14 protein-coding genes, 1 tRNA gene and 2 pseudogenes are annotated in these 15,362 nt (G+C 64.8%); 5 read left to right on the forward strand and 12 right to left on the reverse strand.

Annotated elements, in window-relative coordinates:
- Positions 1-95: 95 nt before the first annotated feature.
- From tgt to ACIBG0_RS27985, 5 genes and pseudogenes are all read right to left on the reverse strand, one after another.
- Positions 96-1,352: a tRNA guanosine(34) transglycosylase Tgt gene (gene tgt / locus ACIBG0_RS27965; protein WP_397036276.1), complete on the reverse strand. Its 1,257-nt coding sequence runs from the start codon at positions 1,350-1,352 to the stop codon at positions 96-98.
- A gap of 57 nt (positions 1,353-1,409) precedes the next feature.
- On the reverse strand, positions 1,410-3,323 hold the full coding sequence (locus ACIBG0_RS27970) for an ABC transporter ATP-binding protein (protein ID WP_397036277.1): 1,914 nt from the start codon (positions 3,321-3,323) through the stop codon (positions 1,410-1,412).
- 77 nt (positions 3,324-3,400) lie between these two features.
- Positions 3,401-5,128: pseudogene (locus ACIBG0_RS27975) on the reverse strand (ABC transporter ATP-binding protein); the annotation flags it as partial.
- A 104-nt stretch (positions 5,129-5,232) separates the two neighbouring features.
- Positions 5,233-5,727 carry an RrF2 family transcriptional regulator gene (locus ACIBG0_RS27980; protein WP_397036278.1) on the reverse strand — a complete coding sequence of 165 codons (495 nt, stop codon included), beginning with the start codon at positions 5,725-5,727 and terminating at the stop codon, positions 5,233-5,235.
- A 38-nt stretch (positions 5,728-5,765) separates the two neighbouring features.
- Positions 5,766-6,359, reverse strand: coding sequence for a TetR/AcrR family transcriptional regulator (locus ACIBG0_RS27985; RefSeq protein WP_397036280.1), 594 nt, complete (start codon positions 6,357-6,359; stop codon positions 5,766-5,768).
- A 211-nt stretch (positions 6,360-6,570) separates the two neighbouring features.
- Between ACIBG0_RS27985 and ACIBG0_RS27990 the strand changes: the two genes are divergently transcribed.
- Positions 6,571-8,868, forward strand: coding sequence for an MMPL family transporter (locus ACIBG0_RS27990; protein WP_397036282.1), 2,298 nt, complete (start codon positions 6,571-6,573; stop codon positions 8,866-8,868).
- A 329-nt stretch (positions 8,869-9,197) separates the two neighbouring features.
- On the opposite strand, the gene ACIBG0_RS27995 is transcribed toward ACIBG0_RS27990, so the two are convergent.
- Positions 9,198-9,443 carry a hypothetical protein gene (locus ACIBG0_RS27995; protein ID WP_397036284.1) on the reverse strand — a complete coding sequence of 82 codons (246 nt, stop codon included), beginning with the start codon at positions 9,441-9,443 and terminating at the stop codon, positions 9,198-9,200.
- Between the two features lie 184 nt (positions 9,444-9,627).
- Here ACIBG0_RS27995 and ACIBG0_RS28000 point away from each other — a divergent pair, with 184 nt between their 5' ends.
- Positions 9,628-10,614 carry an EamA family transporter gene (locus tag ACIBG0_RS28000; RefSeq protein WP_397036286.1) on the forward strand — a complete coding sequence of 329 codons (987 nt, stop codon included), beginning with the start codon at positions 9,628-9,630 and terminating at the stop codon, positions 10,612-10,614.
- On the opposite strand, the gene ACIBG0_RS28005 is transcribed toward ACIBG0_RS28000, so the two are convergent.
- Both ACIBG0_RS28005 and ACIBG0_RS28010 read right to left on the reverse strand, forming a co-directional pair.
- The gene (locus ACIBG0_RS28005) at positions 10,611-10,811 is read right to left on the reverse strand and encodes a hypothetical protein (RefSeq protein WP_364356943.1); all 201 of its coding nucleotides are present in this window, start codon (positions 10,809-10,811) and stop codon (positions 10,611-10,613) included. The two genes, ACIBG0_RS28000 and ACIBG0_RS28005, sit on opposite strands and share 4 nt — an antisense overlap.
- A 164-nt stretch (positions 10,812-10,975) precedes the next feature.
- Positions 10,976-11,191 (reverse strand): hypothetical protein, encoded by a 216-nt coding sequence (locus ACIBG0_RS28010; protein ID WP_397036287.1) that lies wholly within the window; start codon positions 11,189-11,191, stop codon positions 10,976-10,978.
- 143 nt (positions 11,192-11,334) lie between these two features.
- Here ACIBG0_RS28010 and ACIBG0_RS28015 point away from each other — a divergent pair, with 143 nt between their 5' ends.
- Both ACIBG0_RS28015 and ACIBG0_RS28020 read left to right on the forward strand, forming a co-directional pair.
- Positions 11,335-11,625 carry a DUF6191 domain-containing protein gene (locus ACIBG0_RS28015; RefSeq protein ID WP_397036289.1) on the forward strand — a complete coding sequence of 97 codons (291 nt, stop codon included), beginning with the start codon at positions 11,335-11,337 and terminating at the stop codon, positions 11,623-11,625.
- Between the two features lie 348 nt (positions 11,626-11,973).
- Positions 11,974-12,075, forward strand: a pseudogene (locus ACIBG0_RS28020) (Fic family protein); the annotation flags it as partial.
- Positions 12,076-12,379: 304 nt separating this feature from the next.
- Here the strand turns inward: ACIBG0_RS28020 and ACIBG0_RS28025 are convergent.
- From ACIBG0_RS28025 to ACIBG0_RS28035, 3 genes are all read right to left on the reverse strand, one after another.
- Positions 12,380-12,467, reverse strand: a tRNA-Ser gene (locus ACIBG0_RS28025).
- Positions 12,468-12,529: 62 nt separating this feature from the next.
- Positions 12,530-12,964: a nucleoside deaminase gene (locus ACIBG0_RS28030; protein WP_397036612.1), complete on the reverse strand. Its 435-nt coding sequence runs from the start codon at positions 12,962-12,964 to the stop codon at positions 12,530-12,532.
- 28 nt (positions 12,965-12,992) lie between these two features.
- A complete protein-coding gene (locus tag ACIBG0_RS28035; RefSeq protein ID WP_397036291.1) occupies positions 12,993-13,532 on the reverse strand; it encodes a tRNA adenosine deaminase-associated protein in 540 nt (179 codons plus the stop codon).
- A gap of 58 nt (positions 13,533-13,590) precedes the next feature.
- Between ACIBG0_RS28035 and ACIBG0_RS28040 the strand changes: the two genes are divergently transcribed.
- Positions 13,591-14,541 (forward strand): prephenate dehydrogenase, encoded by a 951-nt coding sequence (locus ACIBG0_RS28040; RefSeq protein ID WP_397036293.1) that lies wholly within the window; start codon positions 13,591-13,593, stop codon positions 14,539-14,541.
- A 276-nt stretch (positions 14,542-14,817) separates the two neighbouring features.
- Here ACIBG0_RS28040 and ACIBG0_RS28045 read toward each other — a convergent pair whose 3' ends face one another.
- Entirely contained in the window at positions 14,818-15,333 is a 516-nt protein-coding gene (locus ACIBG0_RS28045) for a putative glycolipid-binding domain-containing protein (protein WP_397036614.1), read from the reverse strand.
- Between the last annotated feature and the right edge of the window lie 29 nt (positions 15,334-15,362).

Consider the following 15,362-nt stretch of genomic DNA (forward strand, 5'->3'; position numbering starts at 1 on the left):
AGCCGTCGAAGCGCATGCGCCGCAGGCGCGAGTCTCGACGGCTCGGACGCGAGACACCAGGGGGCCGCGAACACGCCGCGCCGAAGGCGCGGCAATTAAACAGAGCTCCAGCGGCCGAGGGTTTCGGCCTTGTACTCATCGAAATAGCCGCCCTCGATGCTCTCGCGGATTCGGTCGACGAGCCGAATCGTGAAGCGCTCGTTGTGAATTGTGCACAGCGTCGAGGCCAGCATCTCCTTGGCCTTGAACAGGTGGTGGATATAGGCCCGGGTGTAGTTCGCGCAGGTGTAGCAGTCGCAGGTGTCGTCGATTGGGGTGAAGTCGCGACGGAATCGGGCGGTATTGATATTGAATCTGCCCTCGGCGACATAGATCGCCGCATTGCGCGCGACCCGGGACGGATTCACACAGTCGAAGGTGTCCGCGCCGTTCTCCACCGCGACGAACATGTCCTCCGGTTCGCTGATGCCGAGCATATGCCGCGGCTTGTCCTCGGGCAGTTCGTCGCAGCACCAGCCGACAATCGCGCCGAGATTATGCTTTTCCAAAGCACCGCCGATGCCGTAGCCGTCGAAACCTGTTCCGGCACTGCCGCGCAGCGACTCCAGCTCCCGGCAGGCCTTGCGCCGCAGGTCCTCGTATTGCGCGCCTTGGATCACCGCGAACAGCGCCTGATACGGGCGATGCGTGCGCGCGGCGGTCAGCCGTTCGTGCTCATCGATGCAGCGCTGCGCCCATTCGTGCGTACGCTGCAGCGACTTCTCCTGGTAGGCCCGGGTATTCAGCAGGGTGGTCAGCTCGTCGAAGGCGAACATGATGTCCGCGCCGAGCTGATGCTGGATGCCCATCGAAATCTCGGGGGTGAATCGGTGTTTCGAGCCGTTGAGGTGCGAGCGGAAGGTGACACCGTCATCGTCGACGGTGGCGAGGCGCTCCTTGCCCGCGGCGATCACGTCATCGCTTCGGACGTTGACCGCCTCCATGGCCAGTACCTTCTTGAAGCCGACACCCAGTGACATCACCTGGAAGCCGCCGCTATCGGTGAAGGTCGGGCCCGGCCAGTTCATGAATTTGCTCAGCCCACCCGCCTCGTCCACGATGTCCGGTCCGGGCTGCAGGTAGAGGTGGTAGGCATTCGCCAGCAGCGCCTGCGCACCGAGTTCCTTCATGGTCTCCGGCAGCACCGCCTTCACCGTTGCCTTGGTGCCGACCGGAATGAACGCGGGCGTCGCGATATCCCCGTGCGGTGTACTGATCACGCCCGATCGACCGTGCCGCCCAGCCAAGCGGGCGCCGACGGTGAACGAAAAGGATTCGGGCTCAGACACCACGTCATCTTCCCAGCCCCACATCCGCGGCGACGTCGGCCCCCGGTGTGGTCGAGCCGCACCGACGGCAATCGTTACCGCCTAGGCGTCGGCGGCGGCCGCGGCGAACTGGGCGTTGTAGAGGCGGTAGTAGGCGCCGCGTTCTTCGAGTAGGCGCTCATGGGTGCCGTGTTCGACGATGCGGCCCGCCTCCATGACGACGATCAGGTCGGCGTCGCGGATGGTGGACAGGCGATGGGCGATGACGAAGCTGGTGCGGTCACGACGCAGCGCCGCGGTCGCGTGTTGGACCAGAGCCTCGGTGCGGGTGTCGACCGAACTGGTCGCCTCGTCCAAGACGAGGATGGACGGTTTGGCCAGGAAGGCGCGGGCAATGGTGATCAGCTGCTTCTCACCGGCGCTGACGCCCGAACCCTCCTCATCGATGACCGTGTCGTAACCGTGCGGCAGGGCGTGTACGAAGCGGTCGACATAAGCGGCGCGCGCGGCTTCGAGAATCTCCGCTTCGCTCGCATTCGGATTGCCGTAGGCGATGTTCTCCCGAATTGTGCCCTTGAACAGCCAAGTGTCCTGTAGCACCATGCCGATCCTGGAGCGCAGGTGATCGCGGGTGGTCTCGGTGATATCGACGCCGTCGATGGTGATGGTGCCCGCATCGAGTTCGTAGAACCGCAGCAGCAGATTCACCAGCGTGGTCTTGCCCGCACCGGTCGGGCCGACAATGGCGACCACATGTCCCGGCTCGGCGACCAGCGACAGCCGCTCGATGACCGGCTTCTCGGGTTCGTAGCGGAACGACACCGCCTCGAACTCCACCCGGCCGCGATCGACCGGCCTGGTGTTCTCCATGATCGGATCCGGCGACTGCTCCTCGGCATCGAGGATTTCGAAGATCCGCTCGGCGGATGCGACACCGGATTGCAGCAGGTTGGCCATCGCACCGATCTGGGTCAGCGGCTGACTGAACTGCCTGGAGTACTGGATGAAGGCCTGCACCTCACCGAGCGACAGATTGCCGGTCGCCACCCGCAGGCCACCGACCAGCGCCACCAGCACGAAGTTCACATTCCCGAGGAACATGATCGATGGCATGATCAGCCCGGAGATGAACTGCGCCTTGAAACTCGCCTCGTAGAGGTCGTTGTTGCGCTTATCGAATTCCTGTCCGACCTCGCGATTGCGCCCGAATGCGGTGACCACCTCGTGCCCGGTGAAGGCCTCCTCGACCTGGGCGTTCACCATGCCGGTGTACTTCCACTGGTTCACGAAGTGCGGTTTGGAGCGTTTGGCGATCTGCGTGGTCACCACGATCGCGGCGGGCACGGTGAGCAAGGCGATCAATGCGAGCAGCGGCGAGATCCAGAACATCATGATCAGGATGCCGATCACCGAGAACAGCGAAAGGATCAGCTGGCTCATGGTCTGCTGCAGGGTCTGCGACACGTTGTCGACGTCATTGGTGACGCGGCTGAGCAGGTCACCGCGCGGCGTGGAATCGAAGTAGCGCAAGGGAAGTCGATGGATCTTGTCCTCGACATCGCTGCGCAGCCGCTTCACCGTGCGGTTGATGACGATATTGAGCAGGAAGGATTGCAGCCAGCTGAAGACCGCGGCGCCGATGTAGAGCAGCAGCACCAGCATCAGCACCCGGCCGACCGCGCCGAAATCCACACCGACGCCCGGGATGACATCCATGGCGCCGAGCATGTCGGCGAGGGTGTTGTTGCCCGAAGCCCGCAGTTGCTGGATCGCCTCTTCTTTGGTGATGCCACTGGGCAATTGGCGACCGACTACACCGTCGAAGACCACATTGGTGGCCTTGCCGAGAATGTAGGGGCCCAGCGTATTCAGCACCACCGAGACGATCGCGAGCGCGACGATCACGCCGACATATACGCGCTCGGGCGCCAACCTGCGCAATAGCCGCTGCAGCGACGGACCGAACGATTTCGCCTTCGCATCCGGCGCACCGGGATTCACCGCTCCGGGTCTCATCGGATCTCCTCCTGCCGGGTCCGATACCCGTCACCGCTCGGATCGGGCGGCGATCCGTTGCGCTTGGCGAGCACGACCGCCTCATCGGCGCCGAGCTGCGAGGCGACGATCTCCTGGTATTCCGCGCAATCGCGCATCAACTGGTCATGGGTGCCGATCCCGGCCATGACGCCGTCCTCGAGCACCACGATCTGATCGGCCTCGCGGATGGTGGTAACCCGTTGCGCCACAATGATTACCGAGGCATCCCTGGTCTCCGGCCGCAATGCCGCGCGCAGCCGGGCATCGGTGGCGACATCCAGTGCGGAGAACGAATCGTCGAACAGGTAGACCCGCGGCTTCTTCACCAGCGCCCGTGCGATGGCCAACCGCTGACGCTGACCACCGGAGACTGTAGTGCCGCCCTGCGCGACCGGTGTCTGCAAACCCTGGGGCATATCACGCACGAAATCGGCGGCCTGCGCGATCTCGAGACATCGCCACAGTTCCTCGTCGGTGGCGTCCGGATTGCCGTAGCGCAGATTGCTGGCGATGGTGCCGGAGAACAGATATGCCTTCTGCGGCACCAGCCCGATCTGTTCGCGCAGCACTTCGAGGTCGATATGACGAACGTCGGTGCCACCGATATAGACCGCACCATCGGTCACATCGATGAGCCGGGGAATCAGATTGAGCAGTGTCGTCTTGCCCGCGCCGGTGGAGCCCACGATCGCCGTGGTCGTCCCCGGCTCCACCTGGAACCGGATTGCCGACAGCACCGGCTTTTCCGCACCGGGGAAAGCGAATTCGGCGAATTGCAGATCAACCTGCGCCGGATCGCCTTTGAACGCCTGCGGCAGCCGCGGCGGCAGCACCGAGGTCTCGGTCTCGAGCACCTCCCCGATCCGGTCCGCCGAGACGGCCGCGCGCGGCGCCATCATGGCCAGGAAGGAGGCCATCATGACGGCCATCAGGATTTGCAAGATGTAGGACAGCATCGCGGTGAGCGAGCCGATCTGCATTTTGTCTTCGTTGATCAGATGTCCGCCGAACCAGATCACCGCGACAGCGGTGATATTGCTGATCAGCATCACCAGCGGGAACATCAGCGCCATCAGCCGTCCGACCCGCAGCGAGGATTCGGTGAGTTCGGTATTGGCCACCCCGAAGCGCCAGGTCTCCTGCCGTTCGCGCACGAACGCACGCACCACGCGGATACCGGTGATCTGCTCGCGCAGTACCCGATTGACCTCGTCGATGCGGTGCTGCATATCACGGAAGCCGGGCACCATCTTCGCCACGATGACGCCCATTGAAATGGCAAGTGCGGGCACCGCGATGAGCAGCAGCCAGGACAGCCCGAGATCCTCGCGCAGCGCCATGAAGACGCCGCCGATACACATGATCGGTGCCATCACCAGAATGGTCGCCGACATCACGATCAGCAGCTGAACCTGCTGAATATCGTTGGTATTGCGGGTGATAAGCGAGGGCGCGCCGAATATGCCGACCTCGCGCGCGGAGAAGGTGCCGACCCGATGCAGCACCGCGCCGCGCAGATCCCGCCCCGCACCCATCGCGGCCTGCGCACCGAGATAGACCGAGCAGGCCGACGCGATGATCTGCACACCGGTGACCGCGAGCATCCACAGACCGGTGGTCCAGATGTAGCCGATATCGCCCTTGGTGACACCGTTATCGATCAGGTCGGCGTTCAAGGTCGGCAGGTACAGCATCGCGATGACCGAGATGAGTTGTAGGCCGACGACGCCCGCCAATTGGGCCCGGTATGGGGCCAGATGAGTGCGAAGCAGTCTGATCAGCATAATGAAAAGGAGGCTACCGTCATTCCGTGTGGTCCGTCGCGAACATTCCTGACCAGCACCGATGTTGGTGCGCGCGGCTTTCGGGCCGAAAGACCAGATTCGAATTATCGCCGCGCCCAGGCACCGGGATCCTCGGTGAGCGCACCGATGAATCCAGGCAGCCGATCCTCGGCGATGTCGTCGATGGAGACGTTCTCGAGCACCGCACGGATATTCACCCGCAGGGCGATCCACACCCGCTGCAACGGTTCGGCCGCACCCGGATACCGCACATCCTCCGGACGTTCACCGCGCACCGAGGCCAGGGGTCCCTCGATGGCGCGGATCACATCGGCGATGGAGATCTGCGCGGCCGGGCGGGCCAGCCAATAGCCGCCGTCCGGGCCGCGCCTACTGGTCACCAGATCAGCTCTGCGCAATTCGGCGAGAACCGTTTCGAGCACCTTGGGCGGGATATGCTGCGCGGTCGAAATCGCCTCGGCCTTCACCACCGGCGCGACCTGCACGGCAACCCGATCCGAGGCGCGGTGGGTCTGCGGTGCGCGGGCGATCTCCAATAGGGTCCGCACCGCGTAATCGACCCTCGCGGTGATGTGCACGGCGGCTACTCCCTGGCCTGTTCGGTATTCGAACGAATCTACGCGGTGTGGCAGCCGGTAAGAACACAGGTGGCCGCGTCCAGCAGTGTGCGCTCCACCACCGAATCCTCGACACCGGGCACGAGTTCGGTGGACAGCAGCGCGACCCCGAGCACTTCCAATGCCGCGCTGGCGCGCAGCTTGGCCACATCGTCGGCACCCGGTCCGGCGAGCCATTCGCGCAGTACCCGAGTCGAATCCAGCATGTCCGGATACCGGTCGGCCATGACATTGATGATCGCGACGGTGTCGCGCACACACAGCGCACCCGCGTCGCGATGGCGGATCATGCCGCGCAAGTAGGCGCGCAAAACGGCTCGCACGCCCTCCTCGTCATGGGGGACCGCATCGATATCCTCGATCACCGAGCGCATGTGATCCACGATCGGATCGACGATCGCAAGTAACAGATCCAACTTCGAGGCGTAGTGATAGTAGAGCGAAGCCTTTGTGATTCCTACCGCATCCGCGACCTCGCGCAGGCTCGTCTGCTCGAATCCCTTGGCCCCGAAGAGCTTCACCGCGGCATCGCGAATTGCCATTTTAGTGCCGCCACCTGCCACAACAGCGTTGCCCGCGTCACGAACGGTCATGGGATGATCCTCTCATCACTTATGCGCTGAGCTAACGTTGCCACCAGAATTGAGGTTGTACCTCCGTTTAGCCCCTGGGTAGTCTACCTACCGCACGGTAGGCAGAAAGCGTCAATGGAGGCGGGGTCGGCAGGGCATTCCCCGCGAGTGCTGTCTACGCGCCACGAATCAGCACGTAACGAGCCATCGCCATCGCTAGGAGAACCCCTTCGTGTCCGTTTATCTGTATAGATGGGGGAAGTTCGCTTTCCGCCGGAAATGGATAGTGCTTCCGGTCTGGATTGTCCTCTTCCTGCTGCTAGGCGGCCTCGGCGCGCAGCTCAAGGAGCCGATGACCAATGACTTCAGCATGCCGGCGCTGCCGTCCGCCCGTGCCAACGACATTCTCGACAAGCACTTTCCCGGCGCCTCCGACGCCTTCAAATTCGACGCCGTCACCGGCACCTATGTCGTTTCCGCACCCGATGGGCAGAAGCTGACCGATCCGACGAACCGGGCGGCCCTGGAGGCCTTCATCGCCGAACTCGGCGCGCTCGACATCGTCGACCACAGCAAGCCGGTGATGAATCCGGTCGAGGCCGCCGAGAAGTCGGGCTGCATCACCGACCCGGATCCGTCCAAGTGCAGTGGCGCACCGCTGAACGTGCTCAGTAAGACCGATCCCGATTCGGTGGCCTTCTTCAGCGTTCCGTTCACCATCAAAAAGTTCACCGACGTCACCGACGCGCAGCGCGAGGCCGCCTACAACGTGGCCAGCGATGCCCGCAATGCCGGGCTGCAGGTGGAGATGAGCGGTTCGATCGCGCAGAAGAACGAGGGACCCAGCGGTAAGTCCGAGCAGATCGGCATGGGCATCGCGCTGGTCGTCATGATCATCGCCTTCGGCGCCATCGTCGCCGCCTTCGTGCCGATCATCACCGCGATTGTCGGCCTCGGCGCGGCCACCTCGCTGATCTTCCTCGGTACCTCGATCATCGAGGTGCCGAGCTTCACCACCTTCCTCGCATCCATGATCGGCATCGCCCTGTCGATCGACTACGCGCTTTTCATCGTGTCGCGCTACAAACACGAACTGGCAGTGCAGGATTCGCCGGAGGAAGCGGCCGGTACCGCACTCGGCACGGCGGGTTCGGCGGTGGTGTTCGCCGGTCTGACCGTCATCATCGCGCTCGGCGGACTCAGCATCGTCGGCGTGCAATTCATGACCTTCATGGGCCTGGGTGGTGCGATCGCCGCGGCGTTCGCCGTGCTCACCGCCATCACGCTGATGCCAGCGCTGCTCGGTGCGTTCGGCCGGTTCCTGTTCAAGCCGAAGTTGCCGATCGTGGCCCAGCACGATCCCGAGGACGACAAGTCGGTCACCAACGGCATGCGTGTCGGCCGTCTGATCGGCAAGGCGCCCGCGGTCACACTGCTGCTCAGCGTGGTCGTGCTCGGCTTGCTCGCCGCACCCGCCGCCGGTCTGAACCTCGGCTTGCCCGGCGATGACAGCCAGCCCAAGACCTCCACCATCCGCAAGGCCTACGAGCTGCGCACCGAGGGCTTCGGTGAGGGCAGCAATGGCGTGCTGAATGTCGCGGTCGACCTCACCAATGTGCCCGCCGACCGGCGCGAGGCCGCGGTAACCGCCCTGCGATCCCAGCTCGCGTCCTACTCGGGCATGGATTACGTGACCGAGCCCAAGTGGAGTGGTGAGGACAAGGCGGGCGCACTGCTCGACGGCGTGCCCAAGTCGGGTCCGAACAACCAGGCCACCAAGGATCTGGTCAGTGATGCCCGCGATGCCGAGGCGCAGATGCAGTCCGAGTACGGCATCGAATACGGCATCACCGGCACCACGGCGATCTTCGCCGATGTCGACCATGTGCTGCTGAGCAAGATCGTGCCGTATCTGGCGATCGTGGCCGGTGCCGCATTCCTGCTGTTGATCCTGGTATTCCGCTCGATCCTGGTGCCGCTGACCGCGGCGCTCGGCTTCCTGCTCTCCATGGCGGCCACTTTCGGTGCGACGGTGCTGGTCTTCCAGGAGGGCAAGCTCGGGCTGATCGAGGATCCGCATCCGCTGGTCAGCTTCCTGCCGATCATGCTGATCGGTCTGGTGTTCGGCCTGGCCATGGATTACCAGGTATTCCTGGTGACCCGGATGCGCGAGGAGTTCGTCAACGGCAAGTCGCCGAAGGATGCGATGGTCGCCGGTTATCACCACGGCGCCCGGGTCGTCACCTCGGCCGCGATCATCATGATCGCCGTATTCGGTTCCTTCTTGCTGGAAACCGATATCACCGCGAAATCTATGGGCTTCGCGCTGGCGGCGGGCGTATTGATCGACGCGTTCATCGTCCGGATGGTCGTGATCCCATCGCTGCTGGTGCTGATGGGCAAGTGGTCCTGGTGGATTCCGAAGTGGCTGGATCGGATCCTGCCGGATATCGACGTCGAGGGCGCGAAGCTGCGTGAGCTGCAGCAGCGGTCCGCGGAGACGGTGCAGGTGCCGGTCGGCGTGAGCTGATCGGAGCAAGCGGCTCGGCCCCGCACCCGGATTCGGGTGCGGGGCCGAGTGCGTTCCGGAACGAGGTCGATGGTTTCGCCTCGGCCGCTGGTGTACTGCCGGACGCTTTCATCGTCCGATCGACCTTGATCCCACCGCTTTTGGTGTTGCCGGGCAAAGGGCGTGGAGTGCTGAATATCGATGTGGAAGGGGCCGAGTCGCACGAATTGCATGGGCAGTCGGTGCCCGACACGATGCGACGGCCGGTGCGGGCCGGCTGATCTACGAATTCGGTCTGCTCGCAGTGGATTTCGCTGATTAGCGCTCGAATTCCACTGGGAGACAGGTCATTACTGGCTGGGCTCCGGGATGTCACACTCCTCGATCTTGGGGTTTACACCCATGTAGTTGAGCGGACCGGCCAGCGCCGTCACGGCAATGGTGCCGAACCCAGCACAATTGATCGGGGCGCTGTCGAAGTAATGGCGCTGACCCGCGGCGAGAATACCGATGGCCAGCCAGATCAGGAGAAGCATTCCGAACAGTCGCGCACCAGCGGAAGGCGCTGGCCTGGGGCGGGTCACACGCTCGCGCATCGTCATCGCTTCCTTTCGCACTCGCGTACCAACTCGGGATACCCGCAGGCGAGACGATCACTCTCCCGCCGGATGAGCGTTTGTGCCGATCACCACAGATCGGGCATCGATCGGCAAGGTAAGCACCGTTTTCGAGCAACCGACCGGTCCACTGTCATTTACTTAGGACACCTAGCTTTCGGCTGTGAAGGTTCAGCCACGCACGGCTCGCGCGGCGCCCGCGCCCATCCTCATCCTCGCCGCTATGGTCAGTATCCAACTGGGTGCGGGCTTGGCCAAGTACCTGTTCGACATCATCGGCGCCAGCACGACGGCAAGCGTGCGACTTGCGTTCGCGGGCGCCATCGCAATGCTGCTGTGGCGGCCCTCGCTGCGCGTCGAGCGCGCGGCACTGCCCGGCATCATCGGACTCGGTACGGCCGTCGCCGGGATGAATCTCTGCTTCTATGCCGCCCTCGAACGCATACCGCTCGGTATGGCGGTCACGCTGGATTTCCTCGGACCACTCACCGTCGCGGTCATCGCCTCGCGCCGCCGGCGCAATCTGGTGTGGACGCTCGTGGCCGGGCTGGGTGTACTGCTGATGATGAAAACCGGTGGTCCGGTGTCGTGGACCGGCGTGCTGTTCGCGATTGCCGCTGGCGCTGGGTGGGGTGCCTATATCGCATGCAGTGAGGTGGTCGGCCGGCATACCTCAGGACACGACGGTTTAGCGCTGGCAATGGCGTTCGGCGGTGCACTGGTGCTACCCGTCGCCTTCGCGAACGCGAGCCCGGCACTGCTCGATCCCCTGGTGCTCGTGGCACTCGCCGGTGTCGCGGTGCTCTCGTCGCTGGTGCCGCACACCATCGAACTCGAAGCACTACGCCGGATTTCAGCGGCCACCTTCGGTGTGCTGATGAGTCTGGAACCGGCGATCGCGGCCGCGGCGGGACTGCTTCTGCTCGGCGAAGATCTCGCGCTCGTTCAGTGCGCCGGTATCGGCCTGGTCATCATCGCCTCGGCGGGCGCGGCTGGCAGTGGCTCGGCGGGCGCGGCGGACAGCGCCTCGACGGGCGCGGCGGACAGCGCCTCGACGGGCGCGGCGGACAGCGCCTCGACGGGCGCGGCTGGCAGCGCCTCGACGAGAATTCCTGAATCACAGCGGGTTCTGGATCAGGTGCCGATCTAAGGGCTCGGTTGCGGGACGTTGCAGTCGGCGATTTTCGGGTTCACGCCCATGTAGTTGAGCGGGCCTGCGAGGACAGTCAGGGCGATCGTGCCGAAGCCCGCACAGTTGATCGGACCGCTGTCGAAATAGTGCCGCTGCCCCGACGCCACAACACCGATGACCAACCAGATCACTATCAGCACACTGCCAAGTTTCATTTCGCCCATATCTCTCCCGCGAATCGCGCGCACGGGTTTCAGCGAATTATCGCATCGTGCCGCGGGCGGGCGGGCGCGCCCGACCGCACGGCATGTCGCCGCCCGGCAGAGCACGCCCTCAGCCCCGAGGGGTGGCCGAACCCTCGCAGCTCAGCCCTCAGGCGTTACTGACTTGGTTGGGGCACATTGCAATCGGCAATCTTCGGATTGACGCCCATGTAGTTGAGCGGACCGGCGATCACCGTCACCGCAATCGTGCCGAATCCGGCGCAATTGACCGGACCACTGTCGAAATAGTGCCGCTGTCCCGCGGCAACGACGCCGATCACCAGCCAGACCAGCACCAGCAGACTGCCGAATCGAAAATAAGGCTCTCTCATCTAACTCTCGCGAATCAATCGCGCGCGGCTCGACTGCACCGCATCATCGCAGCGCACCCTTCCCGCGCTTACCTAATCGCCGTATACCCGCCCGCCGCCCACTTACCCAGGAACTGCGCATCCGGCTGATGCGTTGGAGCGACATGGCGAATTTGCTGGGCTGGTCCATCCCTGGCTGGGTCCTACTCCTGATGGCCGTAGCCCTCTACGAAGTCCTGACGCGCAAGCGCCGTAAACGCCGCACCCCCGTCTCCGGCACCTTCACCGACGAGTTCACGGCCATGTTCTACGGAACCAAGCGCATGGAACTGGACCACCGAGACTCGGTGTCGATGCTGCGCGACGAACAAGAACAAGGCGTGCCGCCTGGCTTCGGCGTCGACCTGGACCGGCAGACCGTTGTCCTGCGGCGGCAGGATCCGACCGCATCGTGAATTGGTGGGGCCGAAATCGGTTGTGCATCAGTGAGCATCACTCGGGAGCCTGGGGATTACCATCGAGGTATGGGTGGTATGAGGATCCAAATTGCCGTCCGACGTCCAGAAATGGTCACGTTCATCGATGCGCACAGAGACAATCGGACCGCGAGCGTCGTGGAGGCGCTCGAGCGCGTACAACGCCGCCGATTGCCTGAAGCCGAAGCGATCACTATCGGTGTGCGCCAGGCTTTTCCGGACGCGAACTAGAAGCGATCGATCACTGGACCCGACCGAAAGCTGTGGCGGGCCCCGCGATAACTCGTGCCCACCGCTGCTGTCGCCAAGGCCAACGCGAGCGGTGTACGAACAACTGCGTTGCTCGAATCTCTCGCGCGGAATCGTGCTTTCGTGGACGGCAACAAGCGGACCGCATGGACATCGTCGGTCGTGTTCCTCGCTATCAACGACCGCGTCACGCTCGAGAACGCGCCCCTGCTCGAAACGCGCACCCTTTCGTAGTCGCCGTCACCACAGGCGAACTCGACACCATCGAACGATAGCGGCGCGACTGGCGAAGTTCGCCGGACACCTGTAGCTACCTGCATAACGACGGGCAAGCCCGCGCGCAGGCCGCTGCCCGGTCGCGGGCATCGAACCCGCGAGTTTCGACTTCCAGATCGACTACCGAAATGCCTCCGATATCGGCCAGCACATACCCTCGCCGCATAGAAAAGGACCCGGCCTGAGTCGATCAGGTCGGGTCCCTCAGCGGTGGCGGAGGGATTTGAACCCTCGGAGGGGGGTTACCCCTCACACGCTTTCGAGGCGTGCTCCTTAGGCCGCTCGGACACGCCACCGCCGACAACCATACCGGACGGGGGGCGGATCGCTAAATCGGCTGTGAACGGGGTGGGAGGGGTTAGCGTTGGGGGCGGAAGAAGGCGTCGAGGAGCGCCGCGCATTCGGCTTCGAGGATGCCGCCGCGGACTTGTGGGCGGTGATTGAGACGACGGTCACGTACTACGTCCCAAAGGGAGCCGACGGCACCGGTTTTCGGTTCCCAGGCGCCGAAGACCAGGCGGCCGACCCGGGCGAGTACCAGGGCGCCCGCGCACATGGTGCACGGTTCCAGGGTTACCGCGAGTGTGCATCCCTCCAGACGCCAACCGTCGCCGAGGACCGCGGCGGCCTGGCGCAGGGCGAGGATCTCGGCGTGCGCGGTCGGGTCGCCGAGGGCCTCCCTGGCATTGGCCGCGCGCGCGAGTTCGCGCCCGTCGGCATCGAAGACGACGGCACCGACCGGTACGTCGCGATCGCCCGCATCGGCCGCGGCGGCGATCGCGGCCCGGACCATGTCGGCGTCGTCGGTGAGCAAGCCCACCTCAGCGGGGCAGCTTGTCCAGCACCGCCGTGAGTTCGTTGGCGAAGCCGAGCCGCTGGGCGATCATGCCGAGCTGTTCATCCGGATAGAGATCGGTCTCGGCGAGGATCACACTGAGCACGGGTTCGGGCAGGCCGAGGTCGGCCAGGACGCCGAGGTCGCCCTCCTCCCATGGCTCGACATCGTCGAGTTCGTCCGGATCGATGTCCGGAATTTCGATATTGAGGGCCTCGAGGACGTCGGCGGCGATGTCGTAGTCGATCGCGGCCGTCGCATCCGAGACCAGCATCCGGGTGCCGCTCGGCGCGGGCCGGAGCACGATGAAGAACTCGTCATCGATATCCAGCAATCCGAACACCGCGCCGGAACTGCGCAATGCCTTGAGTTCTGTTTCCGCTGCGGACAAATCGGTGAGTGCCGCCTGACTCAGCGGACTGCACCGCCATTTTCCTTCTTCGCGGACAACCGCCACTGCGAACCCTTCCACGTCGTCGTAATCATCCGACGCAGCCTTGTTCGTGCCCGAGCGCTGTGCTGCCATGGCCGCAACGGTAGTCGGCTCGAGCCGAAATGTTGAAGTCGTATGCGAATCTGTTCCGATGACTCCTGACCAGAAAGCACCGGTGTGTGTCCTCGGGACAGGCTTGATCGGCGGTTCGCTGCTGCGCGCCGCCGTCGGCGCGGGCTATGACGCGTGGGGTTACAACAGGTCAGAGGCGGGTGCGCAGGCCGCACGGGCGGACGGATTCGATGTCACGGGCGAACTGCTCGATGTGCTGAGCCGGGCCGCCGATACCGATGCGCTGATCGTGGTCGCGGTGCCGATGCCCGCGGTGGACCATATCCTCGCCGAAGTAGCGACCTTCGCACCGCGCTGTTCGCTCACCGATGTGGTGAGCGTCAAGGCGCCGGTGGCCGAGGCGGTGCGCAGGCATGGGCTCGCGGCGCGCTATATCGGCGGGCATCCGATGGCGGGCACCTCCGAATCGGGCTGGGCCGCCACCGATCCCGGCCTGTTCCGTGACGCGGTGTGGGCGGTCGGCGTGGACGAGGGCACCCATCCCGAATCCTGGCTTCAGGTGGTGCGGCTGGCGTTGGCCTGCGGTGCCGTGGTCACGCCGGTGGTCGCGGACGAGCACGACCGGGCGGTGGCCCGGATCTCGCATCTGCCGCATGTCCTGGCCGAGGCGCTGGCGGTAGCCGGGGCGGCCGGCGGCGACCTGGCGCTCGGACTGGCCGCGGGCTCGTTCCGTGACGGCACCCGAGTCGCCGCCACCGCCCCCGACCTGGTCCGCGCCATCTGCGAACCGAATGCCACCGCCCTGCTCGACGTGCTCGAGGAGACGCTCACCGTGCTGAGCGCCGCCCGCGACAGCCTGCGCGACGAAGGCACCCTCGTCGACCTCGTCGAAGCCGGGCACGACGGCCGCGAGCGCTACGAAACCACGCAGCGCTGGGAGATCACCGATATCCGCCCCGGCGACCACAACTGGTTGCAGGCGCTGCGCGAGGCAGGCCAGCGCGGTGGAGTGATCACGAAACTGGACTGATCGCAACGAGGAGGCACTGCCAGCGCTCGGACTTGCCGCGGGCCCGTTCCGTGACGGCACCCGAGTCGCCCCCACCGCCTCCGATCTGGTCCGCGCCATCTGCGAACCGAATGCCACCGCCGAGCTGGACGAGCTCGGGAGACGCTCACCGCACTCAGCGCCGCCCGCGACAGCCTCCCGGACGAGGGGCGCACGGCGAGGCCCCCCTAGCCGGAGAGCGCTGCGCACACTTCGGCGCCACGCATGCGCGGCGCGCCAAAGTGTGGCGGCACCCGATCAGATGCGTTCGGCGAGGCCTGGGTAGTCGAGCAGAAAACCCTCGTCGTCGACGGTGACGGTGGCGCTGGAGACCGGGGACAGCACACTGATGCCGGTAGCGCCGCTGCTGTAGGTGAGGCTGGCTTCCTGGACCAGAAGGTCGGGGAGGCGGACATAGACGACCGGGACCTGGATGTTCTCGACGGCGTTCTGCAGGCCGAAGCGGCGGATGGGCAGGGTGTTGAAGAACGGGCTGAGCACGACGTCGACGTCGAGGGCTCCGGCGAAGGTGGAGCGGACATGCCCGCCGCCGGCGTCGACGAGCCAGTAGTCCTCCTCGTCCCTGGCGATCGAGGCCTGGCGTTCCCCGGCGGCGGTGGTGCTGCGCAGCGATAGCCGCTTGGTGACACCGTTCTCGTCGGTGACCAGGTCATAGGACGCGCTGAACGCGGGATGGTCGGCACACGCGCCGCCGATCATGCGACCGGCGGCGCGGATACGGTTGCCGTTGAGCGTCACGCGGACGGACTCCATCCGCGACGCGTTGTGCGCGCGCCATGTGA

This window comes from Nocardia sp. NPDC050630 (assembly GCF_044457245.1).
Lineage (GTDB): Bacteria > Actinomycetota > Actinomycetes > Mycobacteriales > Mycobacteriaceae > Nocardia.